Consider the following 17,846-nt stretch of genomic DNA (forward strand, 5'->3'; position numbering starts at 1 on the left):
GTCACGGCCGGCGTCACGCTGCCCCCGTCATGCCGCCCCGCCGCCTCCCGCCGCCCGCGCCGTGAGCTCTTCCCACACCTTGCGCACCTGCGGCTCCAGCGCCTCCAGCGGCCCGTCGTTGTCGATCACGAGCGTGGCCACGGCCAGCCGCTGTTCCCGCGTGGCCTGCGCCGCCATCCGGGCCCGGGCCTCCGACTCCTCCATGCCCCGCAGCCCCGTGAGCCGGGCGAGCTGGGTGGCGGGGGCCGCGTCCACGACGACGACCAGGTCGTACAGCGGAGCGAGCCCGTTCTCCGCGAGCAGCGGTACGTCGTGCACCACGATCGCGTCGAGCCCCACGGCGGCTTCCAGCTCCGCGGACCGGGCCCCGACCAGCGGGTGCACGATCCCGTTGAGGATCCGCAGCTTCGCCGGGTCGGCGAACACGATCGACCCCAGCTTCGGGCGGTCCAGCCCGCCTGTGGGAGCCAGTACGGACTCCCCGAAGGCCTCCACCACCGCCGCGAGTCCGGGCGTACCCGGCTCCACGACTTCCCGCGCGATCCGGTCGGCGTCCACGACGACCGCCCCGTACCCCGCCAGCAGTCGCGAGACCTCGCTCTTGCCGGCGCCGATTCCGCCTGTCAGGCCAACTTTCAACATGCCGGGCAGACTAGCCCCCGCGTCCGGGGACCCGTACGGGCCCCCGGCCTGAGGCGGTTCCTCAGCCCTCGCCCTCGCGCTCCGCCAGGAAACGCTCGAATTCGAGGCCGATCTCGTCCGCCGACGGAATCTCCGCAGGCTCCGCGATCATGTTGCCCCGGGTCTCGGCGCCGGCCGCCGCGTCGTACTGGTGCTCCAGCCCCTGGACCAGGCTGACCAGCTCCTCGTCGCCCTCCCGGATCTGCCGGTCGATCTCCGTCTGCGTGCGGTGCGCCTCGGTGCGCAGCGCGTGCGCGACCGACGGCAGGACCAGACCCGTGGCGGCGGTGATCGCCTCCAGGACGGTCAGCGCGGCGTCGGGGTACGGGGAGCGCGCCACGTAGTGCGGTACGTGGGCGGCGACGCCCAGCACGTCGTGCCCGGCCTGCCCGAGGCGGAACTCGACCAGCGACTCGGCGCTGCCGGGGACCTGGGCCTCGTCGAAGGGGCTGCGGTGTCCCGGCATGAGGTCGGTCCGGTTGCCGTGCGGAGTGATCCCGACGGGCCGGGTGTGCGGGACGCCCATGGGGATGCCGTGGAAGTTGACGGAGAGCCGCACGCCCAGGCGCTCGACGATCTGCCGTACGGCGACGCAGAAGCGCTCCCACTCCACGTCCGGCTCGGGGCCGGACAGCAGCAGGAAGGGCGCGCCCGTGGCGTCCTGGACGAGGCGCACCTCGAGCTGGGGCTCCTCGAACTCCGTCCAGTGGTCGCGCTGGAAGGTCAGCAGCGGACGGCGCGCCCGGTAGTCCACCAGGCGGTCCGCGTCGAACCGGGCCACGACCTGGTGGGGCAGCGTGTCGAGCAGCCGCTCGACGATCTGCTCGCCGGTCTCACCCGCGTCTATGTACCCCTCGAAGTGGTAGAGCATGACCAGCCCGGCCGAGTCCTGGGCAAGCGCCAGGTCGGCCACCGCCAGGCCCTTGGCGTCCCATTCGTACAAACCCTGTGGATCAAGCACTGCCACCACTCCTCCTCCGCCGCGTTCTCTGGCAAGAACGTCCAAGGACCCGTGACCATTCCCCAGTTGACGGCATTGACCGGATCGGCGGTTTTCACGAGGCGGCATCACCGGGCGGCATCGCGAAACGGTGTGCACGGGAAACGTGCGGCACGGCCGCACAACGCGGTAAGGCCCGCCCCCCTGAGGGGACGGGCCTTACCGGTGAAGATCAGCTCGGCTCACGCCGTGCTGCTGCGATCAGCTCTGGCCGCCGGCCAGCTTCTCGCGGAGCGCGGCGAGGGCCTCGTCGGACGCCAGGGCGCCAGAGGTCTCGTCGGCACCCTCGGAGGAGTACGAACCACCCGAGATGCCCGCACCGGCGCTGCTGCTGCTGCCCGCGGCCGGAGCGGCCGCACCCTCGGCAGCGGCGGCCTCGTCGGCCTCGCGGCTCTTGATGACCTGGGCCTGGTGCTGCTCGAAGCGCGTCTGCGCCTCGGCGTACTGGCCCTCCCAGGCTTCGCGCTGCTTGTCGAAGCCCTCGAGCCAGTCGTTGGTCTCGGGGTCGAAGCCCTCGGGGTAGATGTAGTTGCCCGCGTCGTCGTACGAGGCAGCCATACCGTAGAGGGTCGGGTCGAACTCGACCGAGGCCGGGTCGGCACCGAAGGACTCGTTGGCCTGCTTCAGGGACAGCGAGATCCGGCGACGCTCGAGGTCGATGTCGATGACCTTGACGAAGATCTCGTCGTTGACCTGGACGACCTGCTCCGGGATCTCCACGTGGCGCTCGGCCAGCTCGGAGATGTGGACCAGACCCTCGATGCCCTCGTCCACGCGGACGAACGCACCGAACGGAACCAGCTTGGTGACCTTACCCGGGACGACCTGACCGATCTGGTGCGTCCGGGCGAACTGCTGCCACGGGTCTTCCTGCGTCGCCTTCAGCGACAGGGAGACACGCTCGCGGTCCATGTCGACGTCGAGGACCTCGACGGTGACTTCCTGGCCGACCTCGACAACCTCGGACGGGTGGTCGATGTGCTTCCAGGACAGCTCGGAGACGTGGACGAGACCGTCGACGCCACCCAGGTCCACGAAGGCACCGAAGTTGACGATCGAGGAAACGACGCCGGAGCGGACCTGACCCTTCTGCAGGGTGGTGAGGAACGTCTGGCGAACCTCGGACTGGGTCTGCTCGAGCCAGGCACGGCGGGACAGGACCACGTTGTTGCGGTTCTTGTCCAGCTCGATGATCTTCGCCTCGAGCTCCTTGCCCACGTAGGGCTGGAGGTCGCGGACGCGACGCATCTCGACGAGGGAGGCCGGCAGGAAGCCGCGGAGGCCGATGTCGAGGATGAGACCACCCTTGACGACCTCGATGACGGTACCGGTGACGATGCCGTCTTCTTCCTTGATCTTCTCGATCGTGCCCCAGGCGCGCTCGTACTGCGCGCGCTTCTTGGACAGGATGAGACGGCCTTCCTTGTCCTCCTTCTGGAGAACAAGAGCCTCGATCTCGTCGCCGACCTTGACGACCTCGTTCGGGTCGACGTCGTGCTTGATCGAGAGCTCGCGGCTCGGGATGACGCCCTCGGTCTTGTAACCGATGTCGAGGAGGACCTCGTCACGGTCGACCTTCACGATGACGCCGTCGACGATGTCGCCGTCGTTGAAGTACTTGATCGTCTCGTCGATCGCGGCGAGGAACGCGGCCTCGTCACCGATGTCGTTGACCGCAACCTGCGGGGTGGTGGCGGTGGTCTCGGTGCTGCTCGTCATGTGGGTAAGGGCTCCGGTTACGGACAGAAAGTCGTAGGTACTGCTACGCCGGGAGCCCTTATCGGCATCTGCCGAAGAAGCCGGACAGCCAAGGAAGCCCCAGTTCCGCGAATGCGGGGTGGGGGCCTCGAAAACCGAGGGGTCATCAACAGATACAAGCGCAGCCTGCTAGGTCTGAGGAGCACAGGCTCGCAGCGCAACTTGTAGCATACGGGGGCAGCCGGACAGGGTCAATGCGCGAAGGCGCACACCCCGGGCGGATCACCGCACAACCGGCACAATTGGCGGGCGGGCAGGCACCAATGGCCCCTCCAACCCGCTTCCGCAGACATTCGCAGACTACGACGACGGGCCCCATGAACCAAGAGGACTACGCCCCCGAAGAGGCGTACGAAGCCGGATCGGCCGCCGAAGACGATTCCGAGGCCACGCGGCGTGACGCGGGGGAAGCGGAGAGCAGCCGGGCGAGCCGGGGCTGGTGGGACCGCAACGCCGACGAGTACCAGAGCGAGCACGGCGCCTTCCTCGGCGACGACCGCTTCGTCTGGGGACCCGAGGGCCTGGACGAGGCGGAAGCGGCCCTGCTCGGGCCCGTCGCCTCCCTCAAGGGCAAGGACGTCCTGGAGATCGGCGCCGGCGCCGCCCAGTGCTCGCGCTGGCTGGCCGCCCAGGGCGCCCGCCCCGTCGCCCTCGACCTCTCCCACCGCCAGCTCCAGCACGCCCTGCGCATCGGCGAGGACGTCCCCCTGGTCGAGGCCGACGCCGGCCGCCTCCCCTTCCGCGACGGCTCCTTCGACCTCGCCTGCTCCGCCTACGGGGCCGTCCCCTTCGTCGCCGACCCCGTGAACGTCATGCGGGAGGTGCGCCGCGTCCTGCGCCCCGGCGGCCGCTGGGTCTTCTCCGTCACCCATCCCGTCCGCTGGGCCTTTCCCGACGAGCCGGGCCCCGAGGGGCTGTCCGTCTCCGCCTCCTACTTCGACCGCACCCCGTACGTCGAACAGGACGAGCAGGGCCGCGCCGTATATGTGGAGCACCACCGCACCATCGGCGACCGGGTACGGGACGTGGTCGCGGGCGGCTTCCGCCTCGTCGACCTGGTCGAGCCGGAGTGGCCCGCGTGGAACAGCCAGGAGTGGGGCGGCTGGTCCCCGCTGCGCGGCAACCTCATCCCCGGTACGGCGATCTTCGTGTGCGAGCGGGACTGAGCCGGTGACGGGACAGCGCGTGATCCGTACGGCCGACCTCGACTCCCTTCCCGTACGGGAAGCCCTGCCCGCGCTCGTCTCGGCGCTCGACGCCCACGGCGCCGCCGTGCTCTGCGCCCCGCCCGGCACCGGCAAGACCACACTGGTGCCGCTGGTGCTGGCGGGGCTGGTGGGGCCGGCCGGCAGTGAATCGGCGCGCGGAGAATCGGCGCGCGGACCCCGCCGCCGGATCGTGGTCGCCGAACCCCGCCGGATCGCCGCCCGCGCGGCGGCCCGGCGGATGGCCTGGCTGCTCGGCGAGCAGGTGGGCGCCTCCGTGGGCTTCACCGTGCGCGGGGAGCGGGTGATGGGCCCCTCCACCGTGATCGAGGTGGTCACCACCGGGGTGCTGCTCCAGCGGCTCCAGCGGGATCAGGAGCTCTCGGGCACCGATCTGGTGATCCTGGACGAGTGCCACGAGCGGCATCTGGACGCCGACACGGTCGCCGCCTTCCTCCTGGACGTACGCGCGACCCTGCGCCCGGAGCTGCGCCTCCTCGCGGCCTCGGCGACCACGGACGCCGACGGCTGGGCGCAGCTCCTCGGCGGTGCCCCGGTCGTGGAGGCGGCCGGGATCTCCCATCCGGTGGAGACCGTGTGGGCCCCGCCGGCCCGCCCGGTGCGTCCGCCGCACGGGATGCGGGTGGATCCGGCGCAGCTCACGCACGTGGCCTCGGTGGTGCGGCGGGCGCTGGCGGAACGTTCCGGCGACGTCCTCTGCTTCCTGCCCGGCGTCGGCGAGATCGCCCGGGTCGCCGGGCAGCTCGGCGGGACCGGCGCGGAGGTCCTCCAGATACACGGCCGCGCTCCGGCCTCCGTCCAGGACGCGGCGCTGTCTCCCGCGCCGCACCGCCGGGTCATCCTGTCCACCGCCGTCGCGGAGTCCAGCCTGACCGTGCCCGGCGTACGGATCGTCGTGGACTCGGGGCTGGCCCGCGAACCCCGGGTCGACCACGCCCGGGGCCTGGGCGCGCTGGCCACCGTACGGGCCTCCCGCGCGGCCGGCCGCCAGCGCGCGGGCCGCGCCGGGCGCGAGGCCCCCGGCACGGTGTACCGCTGCTGGGCCGAAGCGGAGGACGGGCGGCTGCCCGCGTACCCCTCCCCCGAGATCCGGATCGCGGACCTCGCGCAGTTCGCCCTCCAGGCCGCCTGCTGGGGCGACCCGGACGCGACCGGCCTGGCCCTGCTCGATCCGCCGCCGGCCGGAGCGATGGCCGCGGCGCGGGAGGTGCTGCTCGCGGTGGGCGCGGTGACCCCGGCCGGGCGGCCGACGCCGCGCGGGCTGCGGATGGCCCGGCTCGGCCTGCACCCGCGCCTCGCCCGGGCCCTGCTCGACGGCTCCGCCGCGCTGGGGGCCCGGCGGGCGGCGGAACTGGTGGCCCTGCTGAGCGAGGAGCCGCCGCGGGAGTACGGGGACGACCTGGCCGCGGCCTGGCGGCGGGCCCTCGCGGGCGGCGACCCGTACGCATCGCGCTGGCGCACGGAGGCCAGGCGCTTGGAGCGCGCGGCGGCGGAAGGCGGCCGGGGCTCCACCCCGGACCCCGCGCCTCAAACGCCGGCGGGGCTGGATGATGCCGCGCAGCGGCATGTCCAGCCCGCCCGGCGTTTGAGGGCCGGGTCCGGGCAGAGCCCGGTTTCGGGAAGGGGCGGGGTGGGGGAAAGCTCTGTCCCCGACGACGCCGCCGCCGGGCTCGTGGCCGCACTGGCGTTCCCCGAGCGGGTCGCCAAGGCCAAGGGCCAAGGAGCCTTCCTCATGGCCTCCGGGACGGGGGCCGAGCTCGGCGAGGGGTCCGGGCTGCGCAACGCGCCCTGGCTGGCCGTGGCCGTCGCCGACAGGCCCCCGCACTCGGCTTCCGCCCGCGTCCGGCTCGGAGCCCTTCTCGACGAAGAGACCGCCCGCGCCGCCGCCGGGCACCTGTTCCGGTCCGGCGAGGAGGTCCACTGGGAGGACGGCGACCTCGTCGCCCGCTCCGTGGAACGGCTCGGAGCCATCGAGCTCTCCGCCCGGCCCCTGCGCAACCCCGACCGGGACCTCGTCAGGGCCGCCCTGCTCGACGGGCTGCGGACCGACGGGCTGGGCCTGCTGCGCTGGACCCCGGACTCGCAGGCACTCCGGGCCCGGCTCGGCTTCCTGCACCGCACGCTCGGCCCGCCCTGGCCCGACGTGGCGGACGACGGGGAGCTGCTGGAGCGGGCCGACGACTGGCTGGAGCCCGAGCTGTCGAGGGCCCGCCGCCGCGGCGACCTCGCGCGGATCGACGCGGGGCAGGCGCTGAACCGGCTGCTCCCCTGGGCCACCGGGGAGGCCGCCCGGCTCGACGAGCTGGCCCCGGAGCGGATCGAGGTGCCGAGCGGCTCCCGGATCCGCGTCGACTACGCCGCCGAGCACGGGCAGCCCGTACTCGCGGTCAAACTCCAGGAGCTGTTCGGGCTGGCCGAGACCCCGCGGGTCGCGGGGGTCCCCGTACTCGTCCACCTGCTGTCGCCCGCCGGCCGGCCCGCCGCGGTCACCGCCGACCTGGCTTCCTTCTGGCAGGGCGGCTACCGCGCCGTCCGCGCCGAGCTCCGCGGCCGCTACCCCAAGCACCCGTGGCCCGAGGACCCGGCGACCGCCGAGCCCACCCGGCACACCAACGCCCGGCTCAAGCGCTGAGCGGCCCCTCCCGCTGGGGGCGCCGGGTGCGCGCCTCCAGCAGCAGGGCGAGCCCGAAGAGCGCGAGGCCTCCGGCAGCCAGCCCGATCGGGGCGTACGTGTGCAGCGCGAGGACCATGACCCGGTTCGACTTGACCAGGTCGACGGTGTAGTCGCTGTAGTCCTCGCGGATCTTCACGTGTCCGGCGAAGACGGTGAGCTTCCCGTCGGGCGCGCTGCCCGCGATGCTCCCGCCGCGCATCTCCTGCTGGATCTCCTGCTCGGCGTTGACGGGCGCGCCGGTCACCGGGTCGACCCAGAACTTCGCCTTGGTCGTGTACCAGAGGCTGGTTCCGGTGTCCTGCTCGAACGTCGCCGGGTTGAGGCCCTCGACCGGCATCTTCTTCGGCAGCCCGACCTTCGTCCACGGAACGGTCTGCTCGAAGTAGTAGACGTCCACTCCCTTGAAGGTGCGCGGCCCCACGTAGTGGATGGGCGAGGAGGTGCGGGTCTGCTGGTCGAAGTAGAGGTAGTCGCGCGGCTCGGTGAAGAACGGCCACTTGAACTCGATGCCCTCGCGCCTGACCGGGTCCCCGTCCACCGCCTCGCCGGTGGCGTGCACCGGGTCCTGGCTGTGCGCGTCGAAGATGTAGCGCTCGGGGATCTGGGAGACCATCTTCCCGTCCGGGCCCATGATGTGGGTCAGCGTGTCCCAGACCACGACGTCCTTGCCGGCGCTGGCCTCGATCTCCTTCGACGCCTCGACGTTGCCCTTGAGGGTCTGGACGATGGTGACCTTGTCGACCTTCTTCGGCTTCATGGTGACGTAGTCGATGAGGGTCGCGTCCTTCGCCTCCAGCACCATCTCCTGGTACTGGCTCGGCGGGATCTTGGCGAGCCTGGGGTACGCGTACCAGCGCAGCAGCGGTGCGAGGGCTGCACAGAACACGGCTACGGCTAGCAGGACGAGGCTTGCTCTGCGTCGCATGGCCGGGCCCTCCTCTACTTTCCGGGCGCGGCGGGCGCGGTGGTGAGCAGGGGCTTCGGTGAGGTCTTGCCTTCCGGCGCCCCCGTCGCCGTGATGGCGAAGACGAGGAGCGCCGCGAGGACGAGACCGCTGGCGGCGGCGACGAATGCGCGCATGCCGGGGCCTCCGGAATCTGATGGGGTGTCAGGGCGGTGGCACCGTAGCAATGCGGGTGACAGATGAGAACCGTTTGAGCCACTGCTCGCGCGGGGACCCGCACCGCGGGCGGACACGCCGGGGCCCCGCCCCCGCTCAGGCGGCGTGGGCGGGGCGCGGGGCGGGGCGCGTCAGGGGGTCGGCGTGGGCCCCGGAGCGGCGGCGGACGCGGACGGGGACGGCTTGGGCGAGGGCTTGGGCTTCGGCGACGGGGAGACCGAAGCCGTGGGCTTCGGAGCCGGCTCGGGCGTCGGCGACGAGGTCGGCGTCGGGCTCGAGGTGGGCTTCGGGCTCGGGGTGGGGCTGGGGGTGGGCGTCGGCGAAGGCGTCGGCGTAGGGCTCGGCGTCGGCGAAGGCGTAGGGCTCGGCGTCGGCGTCGGCGTAGGGCTCGGCGTCGGCGAAGGCGAAGGCGTCGGTGTGGGACTCGGGGTGGGCGTCGGCGAAGGGGTCGGCGTAGGACTCGGGGTGGGCGTCGGCGTGGGAGTCGGCGAAGGCGTGGGCGAGGGCGTCGGCTTCGGCGAGGGCGTCGGCTTCGGCGAGGGCGTCGGACTCGGCGAAGGCGTCGGCTTCGGCGAGGGCGTGGGCTTCGGTGTCGGGCTCGGACTCGGGCTCGGCTTCGGGGGTGTCACCACCGGGGTGCCACCGCCGCCACTGCCACTGCCAGTGCCAGTGCCAGTGCCGCTGCCGTCCGGGACCTCGTGCGCGCCCTTCAGGTAGTACGTGAACCACGACCGCACCGTCCGCAGGTACGCGGAGGAGTGGTTGTACGACAGCACGGCCCGGTCCAGATCCGCGCCCACCCGCAGGTCACGCGTACCGGCGCACAGGTAGCGGCCCGCCGCGAGCGCGGCGTCGTGCACGTTGTTGGGGTCGCGCCGGCCGTCGCCGTTGGCGTCCTGGCCCCACGAGGCCCACGTGGACGGGATGAACTGCATCGGCCCGACCGCACGGTCGTAGCGGGTGTCCCCGTCGTAGACCCCGCCGTCGGTGTCCGAGATGTTCGCGAAGCCGTTGCCGTCGAGCACGGGCCCCCGGATCGGGCGCAGCGTCGTACCGGAGGCGTCGACCTGGCCGCCGCGCGCCTGCCCGGACTCGACCTTGCCGATCGCCGCGAGGAGCTGCCAGCGCAGTCCGCATCCGGGGTCGCTGCCGCCGACCACCTGCTCCGCGCCCCGGTACGCGGCGAGCACGGTCGCCGGTATGCCCTGCGCGCCCTCGGCGCCGCCCGTGGCCACGGGTTCGTCGCGCGGCCCCGGATCCGCGGCGGACGATGCCGCGGGCGCCGGCGCCGCCCCGTCCTCGGGCAGCAGCACGGCCGGCGGCTCGGGACTCACCAATGGTGGCAGGGCGGTGAAGTAGGAGCCGTCCCCCGCGGAGCCATCGGGCACGGGCGCGGGCTCCGCGACCGGAAGCACCTGGGCCCCGGCCGCCAACGGCCCCTGCGAGGCCGTCAGTACGGCGGCCACGACGGCGGAGACGAGCACGGCGGCCCCGCCCTTGCGCACCACCCGGCCGAACCGGGTCGACATCCCCATCCCCGCGGACACGTGTCCCGGTATCCGAATCCGAGCCGTCATGAGCCGGACCCCCCTCCCCCTCGACGTCCGCGTGACCCTACGTCAACTCGCTGAACAGGGCACGCATCGTGGGCGGGAATTCACGATTTCCTCATGCGCAGGTCAGGCCACCCATACTGGACGCACCGGTGGCACCGCGCCGGTCGATGAGCCGAGCCCCCGAGACAAGGTCCCATGCCGTTCACTCTCAGCCACGCGGCCGCCGTACTTCCGGCCCTCCGCCGGTCCGGTCGTGCGCGCGGCCCCCTCGTCGGATCGGCCCTGGTCCTCGGGTCGTTCGCGCCGGACACCTTCTACTTCGCCGGCACGGTGGTCTCGGGCCTGGGGCCGTACGCCACCTTCGCGCATTCCCTGCCCGGCATCCTGACCGCCGACGCGGTCCTGACCGCCGTCCTCGCGGCGTGCTGGCTGCTGCTGCGCGAGCCGCTGATCGCGCTGCTGCCCCGCGGCCGGCAGGGCAGGGTGCACGCCTTCGTCCGGGGCGAGGAGTGGCGCGGGCGCCGACTTCCCTCGCTGGCCGTGTGGTTCTACCTCTCGGCGGTCATCGGCTCGCTCACGCACGTGGTGTGGGACGCCTTCACGCACGTCGACCGCTTCGGGACGCGCATCCTGCCGGCACTGGGCGAGCCCCTCGCCCTCGGGCTGCCCCTCTACTCGTACCTGCAGTACGGGACTTCGGCGCTCGCGGCCTGCGTCCTGGTCTGGTTCACGGCGACCGCGCTGCGCCGGCTGCCGCAGTCGCCGGCCCCCGCGTCCGTCCCGGTGCTCGGCCGGGCCGGGGTGTGGGGCGCGCTCGCGCTGGTCCTCGTCTGCGTGACGGTCGGGGTCACCCTGCACGTGCTGCGCTTCTTCACCTACTACGACCGGATCCGCACCCCGCTCGACATCATCCCGACCGTCTGCTTCGGAGCGGGCGGCGGTCTCGCCGTGGGCCTCCTGCTGTACGGGGCCCTCGTGCGCCTGCTCCACCGGCGGGTCCGCGGCCGCGCGGACGCGGGCCCGAACGCGTCGGACGAGGAGACGAGAACGCCCGTCCCCACCGCGTAGGCGGGGACGGGCGCTGTCGGGACCACAGGTGCGGGGCGGTCAGTGCGCGGCGGACTCCCAGTCGGGGCCGACGCCCACGGACACGTCCAGCGGGGCCCGCAGGTCGACGGCGTCGGCCATCTCGCGGCGCACCAGCTCCTCCACCCGCTCGCGCTCTCCGGGCGCGATCTCCAGCACGATTTCATCGTGGACCTGGAGCAGCATCCGCGACTTCAGCCCTGCCCTGGTGATCGCCTTGTCCACGCGCAGCATCGCGACCTTGACGATGTCGGCGGCGGTGCCCTGGATCGGCGCGTTCAGCGCCATCCGCTCGGCGGCCTCGCGGCGCTGGCGGTTGTCGCTGTTGAGGTCCGGGAGGTAGCGGCGGCGGCCGAGGATCGTCGCCGTGTAGCCGGTGGCGCGGGCCTCCTCGACGACGCGGCCCAGGTAGTCCCGGACCCCGCCGAAGCGCTCGAAGAAGGTCTCCATCAGCCCGCGGGCCTCGCCGGGCTCGATGTTCAGCTGCTGGGCGAGGCCGAACGCGGAGAGCCCGTAGGCCAGACCGTAGGACATGGCCTTGATCTTGCGCCGCATCTCGGCGTCGACCTCGGAGCGCTCGACGCCGAACACCTGGGAGGCGACGGTCGTGTGCAGGTCCTCGCCCGACTGGAAGGCTTCGAGCAGGCCCTCGTCCTCGGAGAGGTGGGCCATGACGCGCAGCTCGATCTGGCTGTAGTCCGCGGTCATGAGGGATTCGTAGCCCTCGCCGACGACGAAGCCGCGGCGGATGGCCCGGCCCTCGTCGGTGCGCACCGGCACGTTCTGCAGGTTGGGGTCGGTGGAGGACAGCCGGCCGGTGGCGGCGACGGTCTGGCTGAAGCTGGTGTGCACCCGGCCGTCGGCGGCGATCATCTTGACCAGGCCCTCGACCGTGACGCGCAGCTTGGCCTGCTCCCGGTGGCGGAGCATGATCACGGGCAGTTCGTGGTCGGTCTGGGTGGCCAGCCAGGCGAGCGCGTCGGCGTCCGTGGTGTAGCCGGTCTTGGTCTTCTTCGTCTTCGGCAGGTCCAGCTCGCCGAAGAAGACCTCCTGGAGCTGCTTGGGCGAGCCGAGGTTGAACTCGTGGCCCACCGCCGCGTGCGCCTCCTTCACCGCCTGCTGCACGGCGCCCGCGAACTGCAGCTCCATGCCCTCCAGGTGGCTCCGGTCCACGGCGATGCCGGCCCGCTCCAGGCGGGCCAGCAGCTCGGAGGTGGGCAGCTCCATGTCGTGGAGCAGCTCGGCCGCGCCCACCTCGGGCAGCTTCACCGCGAAGGCGTCGCCGAGGTCCAGGACGGCGCGGGCCTGCGCCATCAGGGCCTCCGCCTCGGCGGTGTCGTCGGCGCCGAAGGCGAGCTGCCCGTCGGCGGCGGCGGGCGCCAGCTCCCGGTGCAGGTACTCCTGGGAGAGCACGTCCAGCGCGAAGGAGCGCCGGCCCGGCTTGACCAGGTAGGCGGCGAGCGCGGTGTCCATGACGACCCCGGCCAGGGTCCAGCCGTGCTCGGGGAAGACCCGCATCAGGGCCTTGGCGTTGTGCACGACCTTGGGCTTCGCGGCGTCGGCGGCCCAGGCGGCGAAGGCCCGCTCGTCGGCCTCGTCCAGCGCGGACGGCTCGAACCAGGCGGCGGCGCCCCCGGCCGAGGCGACCGCGATCTCGGAGACGTTGCCGGTGCCGAGCGCCCAGCTGTCGACGGTGCAGATGCCGAGCGGGGCGCCCGCGTGGCTCTCCAGCCACGGCGCGAGCTCGCCGGCGCCGAGCACGGAGCCGTCGAGCTCCACCGCGGCGGCGGCCGCCTGGGCCGGGGCCTCGTCCTCGGCGGCGCCCGGGTCGACGGCGAGCAGCCGCTCGCGCAGGGAGGCGTTGCGGATCTCCAGTACGTCCAGGACTCCGGTGACGGCGCTCCGGTCGTAGGGGGCGCGGGCCAGCTCCGCGGGGGTCTTGGGCAGGGCGACGTCCTTGACCATCTCGGTCAGCACCCGGTTGAGCTTCACGGCGTCCAGGTTCTCCCGGAGGCTCTCACCGGCCTTGCCCTTGACCTCGTCGGCACGCTCCACGAGCTCCGCGAACGACCCGAACTGGGTGATCCACTTGGTGGCCGTCTTCGGGCCGACGCCAGGGATGCCGGGGAGGTTGTCGGACGGGTCGCCGCGCAGCGCCGCGAAGTCCGGGTACTGCTGGGGGGTGAGGCCGTACTTCTCCTCGACCTCTCCCGGGGTGAACCGGGTCAGCTCGGAGACCCCCTTGGTCGGGTAGAGCACGGTGGTGTGCTCGGAGACCAGCTGGAAGGAGTCGCGGTCGCCGGTGACGATCAGCACGTCGAAGCCGAGGGCCTCGGCCTGCGTGGCGAGCGTCGCGATCACGTCGTCGGCCTCGAAGCCGTCGACCGCGAACCGCGGCACGCTCATCGCGTCGAGGAGCTCGCCGATCAGCTCCACCTGTCCCTTGAACTCGTCGGGGGTCTTGGAACGGTTCGCCTTGTACTCGGGGAACTCCGCCGCGCGCCACGTCTTGCGGGACACGTCGAACGCCACCGCGAAGTGCGTGGGCGCCTCGTCGCGCAGCGTGTTCGCCAGCATCGACGCGAATCCGTAGACGGCGTTCGTCGACTGTCCCGTCGCGAGCGTGAAATTCTCCGCAGGCAGCGCGAAGAACGCCCGGTACGCCATGGAGTGCCCGTCCATGAGCATCAGGCGGGGGCGGTCCGCTGCGGTCGGCTGGTCGGTCTTCTTCGATGCTGAATCTGCCACGCCCCCGATCCTAGGCCGCCTGACTGACAATTCCGGCGCCGGTCATCACCCGGTCAGTGGACGACCGTCCGGGCTCCGCCCCGCCCGGGACCGGCCACCGCCTCCCCGGAGCCCGGCCGCCACCTCCTGCGGAGCCCGGCCGCCACCTCCTCCGGGGCCTGCCCACCCGGCTCCCCGGGCTCGCCACCTGACCCCCGGGGCTTCCCCACCGGACTCCGCCGGGCCTCCCCCTCCCGACTCCACCGGCGCATCCGTCACCCGACTCACCCAGCGCATCCGTCGCACCGAACGCCCCCGGCGCACCCGCCCCGCCCCCGGGCGCCCCGAACCGCCCTCCCGGCTTCCCGGCGGGCGTGAAAGGATTCAGACACGCGGCACTATGTGCTGCATTCGCACGCACGCTCGAAGGGGAGCGACATGGCCACCAAGCCGCCCACAGGTGATCCCGTACAGGACGCACCGCAGGTAGCGCCCCCTCAGCACGCGGCCGCCGGCCTGCCCGCTATCGGGCACACCCTGCGGATCGCGCAGGAGCAGATGGGCCTGGCCCGTACCGCCCGCACCCTCCTCAAGGTCAACCAGAAGAACGGCTTCGACTGCCCGGGCTGCGCCTGGCCCGAAGGAGACAAGCGGCACACCGCCGAGTTCTGCGAGAACGGCGCCAAGGCCGTCGCGGAGGAGGCCACCCTGCGCCGGGTCACCCCCGCGTTCTTCGCCGCGCACCCCCTGGCCGACCTCGCGGGCCGCTCCGGCTACTGGCTGGGCCAGCAGGGCCGGATCACCCAGCCGATGCTCCTGGAGGCGGGCGGCGACCGCTACGAGCCGGTCGGCTGGGAGCGGGCCTTCGAGATCATCGCGGAGGAGCTGCGCGCCCTGGACTCCCCCGACGAGGCGCTCTTCTACACCTCCGGCCGCACCAGCAACGAAGCGGCCTTCCTCTTCCAGCTGTTCGTCCGCGAGTTCGGCACCAACAACCTCCCCGACTGCTCGAACATGTGCCACGAGTCCTCGGGCTCCGCACTGAACGAGACGATCGGCATCGGCAAGGGCAGCGTCTCCCTCGAAGACCTCCACCAGGCCGACCTGATCATCGTCGCCGGGCAGAACCCGGGCACCAACCACCCGCGCATGCTCTCCGCCCTGGAGAAGGCCAAGTCCGCCGGCGCGAAGATCATCTCGGTGAATCCGCTGCCCGAGGCCGGCATGGAGCGGTTCAAGAACCCGCAGACCCCCCTCGGCATGCTCAAGGGCACCGCCCTCAACGACCTGTTCCTCCAGATCCGCATCGGCGGCGACCAGGCCCTCTTCCGCCTCCTGAACAAGCTCGTCATCGAGGCGGGCGGCGCCACCGACGAGGAGTTCATCCGCGAACACACCCACGGCTACGAGGAGTTCGCGGCCGCCGCCCAGGAAACCGACTGGGACGCGACCCTCACCGCCACCGGCCTGACCCGCCCCGACATCGAGCGCGCCCTGGCCATGATCCTGGCCTCCAAGCGCACCATCGTCTGCTGGGCCATGGGCCTGACCCAGCACAAGCACTCCGTCGCCACCATCCGCGAGGTCGTCAACCTGCTGCTGCTGCGCGGCAACATCGGCCGCCCCGGCGCCGGCGTCTGCCCCGTCCGCGGCCACTCCAACGTCCAGGGCGACCGCACCATGGGGATCTTCGAGCGCCCCGCGCCCGCCTTCCTCGACGCCCTCGACAAGGAATTCGGCATCACCTCGCCCCGCGAGCACGGCTTCGACGTGGTCCGCTCCATCCAGGCCCTGCGCGACGGCGAGGCCAAGGTCCTCTTCGCCATGGGCGGGAACTTCGTCGGCGCCACCCCCGACACCGAGGTCACCGAGGCCGCGATCCGCCGCGCCTCCCTGACCGTGCACGTCTCCACCAAGCTCAACCGCTCGCACGCGGTCACCGGCAGGCGCGCCCTGATCCTGCCCACCCTCGGCCGCACCGACAAGGACGTCCAGGCCGCCGCTCTCGGCAAAAAGGGCACAGCGCAGTTCGTGACCGTCGAGGACTCCATGGGCATGGTCCACTCCTCCCGCGGCAACCTCGCCCCCGCCTCCCCGCACCTGCTCTCCGAGCCCGCGATCGTGGCCCGCATGGCCCGCGCCGTCCTCGGCGAGACGTCCGCGACCCCCTGGGAGGAGTTCGAGCGGGACTACGCGGCCATCCGCGACCGGATCTCCCGCGTCATCCCCGGCTTCGAGGACTTCAACGCCCGCGTCGCCCGCCCCGGCGGCTTCCAGCTCCCGCACGCCCCGCGCGACGAGCGCCGCTTCCCCACGAAGACCGGCAAGGCGAACTTCACCGCCGCCCCCGTGGAGTACCCGCACCTCCCGGCGGGGCGCCTGCTCCTGCAGACCCTGCGCAGCCACGACCAGTACAACACCACCATCTACGGCCTCGACGACCGCTACCGCGGGATCACCGGCGGCCGCCGCGTGGTCATGGTCAACCCCGAGGACGCCGCCGAGCTCGGGCTCGCCGACGGCTCGTACACCGACCTCGTCGGCGAGTGGCGCGACGGCGTGGAGCGGCGCGCCCCCGGCTTCCGCGTCGTGCACTACCCGACCGCCCGCGGCTGCGCCGCCGCCTACTACCCCGAGACCAACGTGCTGGTGCCCCTCGACGCCACGGCGGACACCAGCAATACCCCGGCGAGCAAGTCCGTCGTCGTGCGCTTCGAGCCGGCCTGATAGAACGACCCGAGGACAAGATGGTTAACGAACGTTGACGAACGGAGTCGGCCCATGGGCGAGCAGCAGCACGCGGTGAAGTTCCCGCAGGAGGTCCTCGACGAGTACACGGCCTTGGGCATCGACCTGCCCGCGCTGTTCTCGGCGGGCGACCTCGGCAAGCGGATGGACATCCGCATCCTCGAAGCCTCCGCCGAGCGCGTCGTCGCCACCATGCCCGTCGAGGGCAACACCCAGCCGTACGGACTCCTCCACGGCGGGGCCTCCGCCGTGCTCGCCGAGACCATCGGCTCGGTCGGCGCGATGATGCACGGCGGCATCACCAAGGTCGCCGTCGGCGTCGACCTGAACTGCACCCACCACCGCGGCGCCCGCTCCGGCCTGGTCACCGGTGTCGCGACCCCCGTCCACCGGGGCCGCTCCACCGCCACCTACGAGGTGGTCGTCACCGACGAGCAGGCCCGCCGGGTCTGCACCGCCCGCCTGACCTGCCTGCTGCGCGACGTCGAAGCGGCCCCCGGGGCCTGACCCCGTCGAGGCCCGGCGAGGGCCCGGCTCCCGCCCCCGCGAGGGGCAGGAGCCGGGCCCTCGCCGCGTCCGCGGGCCGGTACCGCACGGAATCCGCCAGTCCGCACACGTTCCGCCACAGGCTGTTGTGTCACCGATCGTGACGGCTTACCGTCCCCCCATGGGGACCACGCCACGCACCGCGCTCCCGTACGCCGCCGCCGTCCTCGCCGCGCTGATCCTGCCCGGATGTTCCAACTCCGCCCCGCACGCCGCCCCGAGCTCCTCCGCCGCCGCGCCCAGCCCCTCCTCACCTGCCCAGATCTGCACCGCCCTGGTCTCGTACTGGGCGAAAGAGACCCTCAAGGGCAGCAAGTGGTCGGGACTGGACTGGGAGCAGAAGGGCCTGTCCAACGATCAGTACGCGATCCACGAGGAAGCCGTCGCCGCCGGCCGCGCCGAGGAGCGAACCAGCGGGCGGGAAAAGGGACTTGAGCTGATCGACCGGCTCGTGGCACAGCGTTGCACCGAGCAGGACGGAGCCACCCGCAGCTCCGAGAACTGGCGCCCTCCCCAGTGAGCCGGATGACCGGAATCGGGCATGCCATGTCCGTCTTCCGGTCACTTGTCGGCGCATGGTCCCTTCGCAGGTCGAGAGGCCTTTACGCCACCTCCGGAAGATCCGCAGACCGAAGTGGATCACGCCACTTCGCTACGCTGCGTCATGTCCATACCTTGCAGAATCAGGCCTTTACGTTCCTGAATGCCACCCGTTGGATTCTTT

The 17,846-nt window shown here is 72.4% G+C and carries 14 protein-coding genes and 1 pseudogene; 7 read left to right on the forward strand and 8 right to left on the reverse strand.

Annotated elements, in window-relative coordinates; translation table 11 throughout:
* Nucleotides 1-27: 27 nt before the first annotated feature.
* The 3 genes from coaE to rpsA all read right to left on the reverse strand — a co-directional run bounded on the left by coaE (nucleotide 28) and on the right by rpsA (nucleotide 3,400).
* Complete coding sequence (gene coaE / locus ACODT5_RS27075) at nucleotides 28-642, reverse strand: dephospho-CoA kinase (RefSeq protein WP_422521820.1); 615 nt, start codon at nucleotides 640-642, stop codon at nucleotides 28-30.
* Between the two features lie 61 nt (nucleotides 643-703).
* Entirely contained in the window at nucleotides 704-1,642 is a 939-nt protein-coding gene (locus ACODT5_RS27080) for a PAC2 family protein (protein WP_422521821.1), read from the reverse strand.
* A 240-nt stretch (nucleotides 1,643-1,882) separates the two neighbouring features.
* Nucleotides 1,883-3,400, reverse strand: a complete 1,518-nt coding sequence (gene rpsA / locus ACODT5_RS27085; RefSeq protein WP_243338283.1) for a 30S ribosomal protein S1 — start codon at nucleotides 3,398-3,400, stop codon at nucleotides 1,883-1,885.
* Nucleotides 3,401-3,756: 356 nt separating this feature from the next.
* Between rpsA and ACODT5_RS27090 the strand changes: the two genes are divergently transcribed.
* Both ACODT5_RS27090 and hrpB read left to right on the forward strand, forming a co-directional pair.
* Nucleotides 3,757-4,605 (forward strand): class I SAM-dependent methyltransferase, encoded by an 849-nt coding sequence (locus ACODT5_RS27090; RefSeq protein ID WP_422521822.1) that lies wholly within the window; start codon nucleotides 3,757-3,759, stop codon nucleotides 4,603-4,605.
* Between the two features lie 19 nt (nucleotides 4,606-4,624).
* Nucleotides 4,625-7,297: an ATP-dependent helicase HrpB gene (gene hrpB, locus ACODT5_RS27095; RefSeq protein ID WP_422525050.1), complete on the forward strand. Its 2,673-nt coding sequence runs from the start codon at nucleotides 4,625-4,627 to the stop codon at nucleotides 7,295-7,297.
* Here hrpB and pgfA read toward each other — a convergent pair.
* From pgfA to ACODT5_RS27115, 4 genes and pseudogenes are all read right to left on the reverse strand, one after another.
* Nucleotides 7,287-8,264, reverse strand: a complete 978-nt coding sequence (gene pgfA, locus ACODT5_RS27100; protein WP_422521823.1) for a cell envelope lipid trafficking protein PgfA — start codon at nucleotides 8,262-8,264, stop codon at nucleotides 7,287-7,289. The two genes, hrpB and pgfA, sit on opposite strands and share 11 nt — an antisense overlap.
* Before the next feature lie 14 nt (nucleotides 8,265-8,278).
* The gene (locus tag ACODT5_RS27105) at nucleotides 8,279-8,419 is read right to left on the reverse strand and encodes an SPW_0924 family protein (protein ID WP_250744997.1); all 141 of its coding nucleotides are present in this window, start codon (nucleotides 8,417-8,419) and stop codon (nucleotides 8,279-8,281) included.
* 136 nt (nucleotides 8,420-8,555) lie between these two features.
* Nucleotides 8,556-9,188, reverse strand: a complete 633-nt coding sequence (locus tag ACODT5_RS27110) for a hypothetical protein (protein WP_422525276.1) — start codon at nucleotides 9,186-9,188, stop codon at nucleotides 8,556-8,558.
* Nucleotides 9,189-9,295: 107 nt separating this feature from the next.
* Nucleotides 9,296-9,394: pseudogene (locus ACODT5_RS27115) on the reverse strand (lytic murein transglycosylase); the annotation flags it as partial.
* Nucleotides 9,395-9,446: 52 nt separating this feature from the next.
* Here ACODT5_RS27115 and ACODT5_RS27120 point away from each other — a divergent pair.
* A complete protein-coding gene (locus ACODT5_RS27120) occupies nucleotides 9,447-9,818 on the forward strand; it encodes a hypothetical protein (RefSeq protein ID WP_422525277.1) in 372 nt (123 codons plus the stop codon).
* A 392-nt stretch (nucleotides 9,819-10,210) separates the two neighbouring features.
* Nucleotides 10,211-11,083, forward strand: a complete 873-nt coding sequence (locus ACODT5_RS27125; RefSeq protein WP_422521824.1) for a DUF4184 family protein — start codon at nucleotides 10,211-10,213, stop codon at nucleotides 11,081-11,083.
* A 39-nt stretch (nucleotides 11,084-11,122) separates the two neighbouring features.
* Here the strand turns inward: ACODT5_RS27125 and polA are convergent, their stop codons facing one another.
* A complete protein-coding gene (gene polA / locus ACODT5_RS27130; protein WP_422521825.1) occupies nucleotides 11,123-13,849 on the reverse strand; it encodes a DNA polymerase I in 2,727 nt (908 codons plus the stop codon).
* 417 nt (nucleotides 13,850-14,266) lie between these two features.
* On the opposite strand from polA, the gene ACODT5_RS27135 reads away from it, so the two are divergent.
* The 3 genes from ACODT5_RS27135 to ACODT5_RS27145 all read left to right on the forward strand — a co-directional run bounded on the left by ACODT5_RS27135 (nucleotide 14,267) and on the right by ACODT5_RS27145 (nucleotide 17,642).
* The gene (locus ACODT5_RS27135) at nucleotides 14,267-16,555 is read left to right on the forward strand and encodes an FdhF/YdeP family oxidoreductase (RefSeq protein WP_422521826.1); all 2,289 of its coding nucleotides are present in this window, start codon (nucleotides 14,267-14,269) and stop codon (nucleotides 16,553-16,555) included.
* Between the two features lie 54 nt (nucleotides 16,556-16,609).
* Nucleotides 16,610-17,083: a PaaI family thioesterase gene (locus ACODT5_RS27140; RefSeq protein WP_422521827.1), complete on the forward strand. Its 474-nt coding sequence runs from the start codon at nucleotides 16,610-16,612 to the stop codon at nucleotides 17,081-17,083.
* 160 nt (nucleotides 17,084-17,243) lie between these two features.
* Nucleotides 17,244-17,642, forward strand: a complete 399-nt coding sequence (locus tag ACODT5_RS27145) for a hypothetical protein (RefSeq protein WP_422521828.1) — start codon at nucleotides 17,244-17,246, stop codon at nucleotides 17,640-17,642.
* The last annotated feature ends 204 nt before the right edge of the window (nucleotides 17,643-17,846 follow it).

The sequence above is a fragment of the Streptomyces tatrensis genome (genome assembly GCF_049310065.1).
GTDB lineage: Bacteria > Actinomycetota > Actinomycetes > Streptomycetales > Streptomycetaceae > Streptomyces.

Coding starts and splice junctions, on each gene's coding strand:
- coaE (WP_422521820.1), bottom strand. CDS start 642: ATGTTGAAAGTTGGCCTGACAGGCGGAATCGGCGCCGGCAAGAGCGAG.
- rpsA (WP_243338283.1), bottom strand. CDS start 3,400: ATGACGAGCAGCACCGAGACCACCGCCACCACCCCGCAGGTTGCGGTC.
- ACODT5_RS27090 (WP_422521822.1), top strand. CDS start 3,757: ATGAACCAAGAGGACTACGCCCCCGAAGAGGCGTACGAAGCCGGATCG.
- pgfA (WP_422521823.1), bottom strand. CDS start 8,264: ATGCGACGCAGAGCAAGCCTCGTCCTGCTAGCCGTAGCCGTGTTCTGT.
- ACODT5_RS27105 (WP_250744997.1), bottom strand. CDS start 8,419: ATGCGCGCATTCGTCGCCGCCGCCAGCGGTCTCGTCCTCGCGGCGCTC.
- ACODT5_RS27125 (WP_422521824.1), top strand. CDS start 10,211: ATGCCGTTCACTCTCAGCCACGCGGCCGCCGTACTTCCGGCCCTCCGC.
- ACODT5_RS27135 (WP_422521826.1), top strand. CDS start 14,267: ATGGCCACCAAGCCGCCCACAGGTGATCCCGTACAGGACGCACCGCAG.
- ACODT5_RS27140 (WP_422521827.1), top strand. CDS start 16,610: ATGGGCGAGCAGCAGCACGCGGTGAAGTTCCCGCAGGAGGTCCTCGAC.
- ACODT5_RS27145 (WP_422521828.1), top strand. CDS start 17,244: ATGGGGACCACGCCACGCACCGCGCTCCCGTACGCCGCCGCCGTCCTC.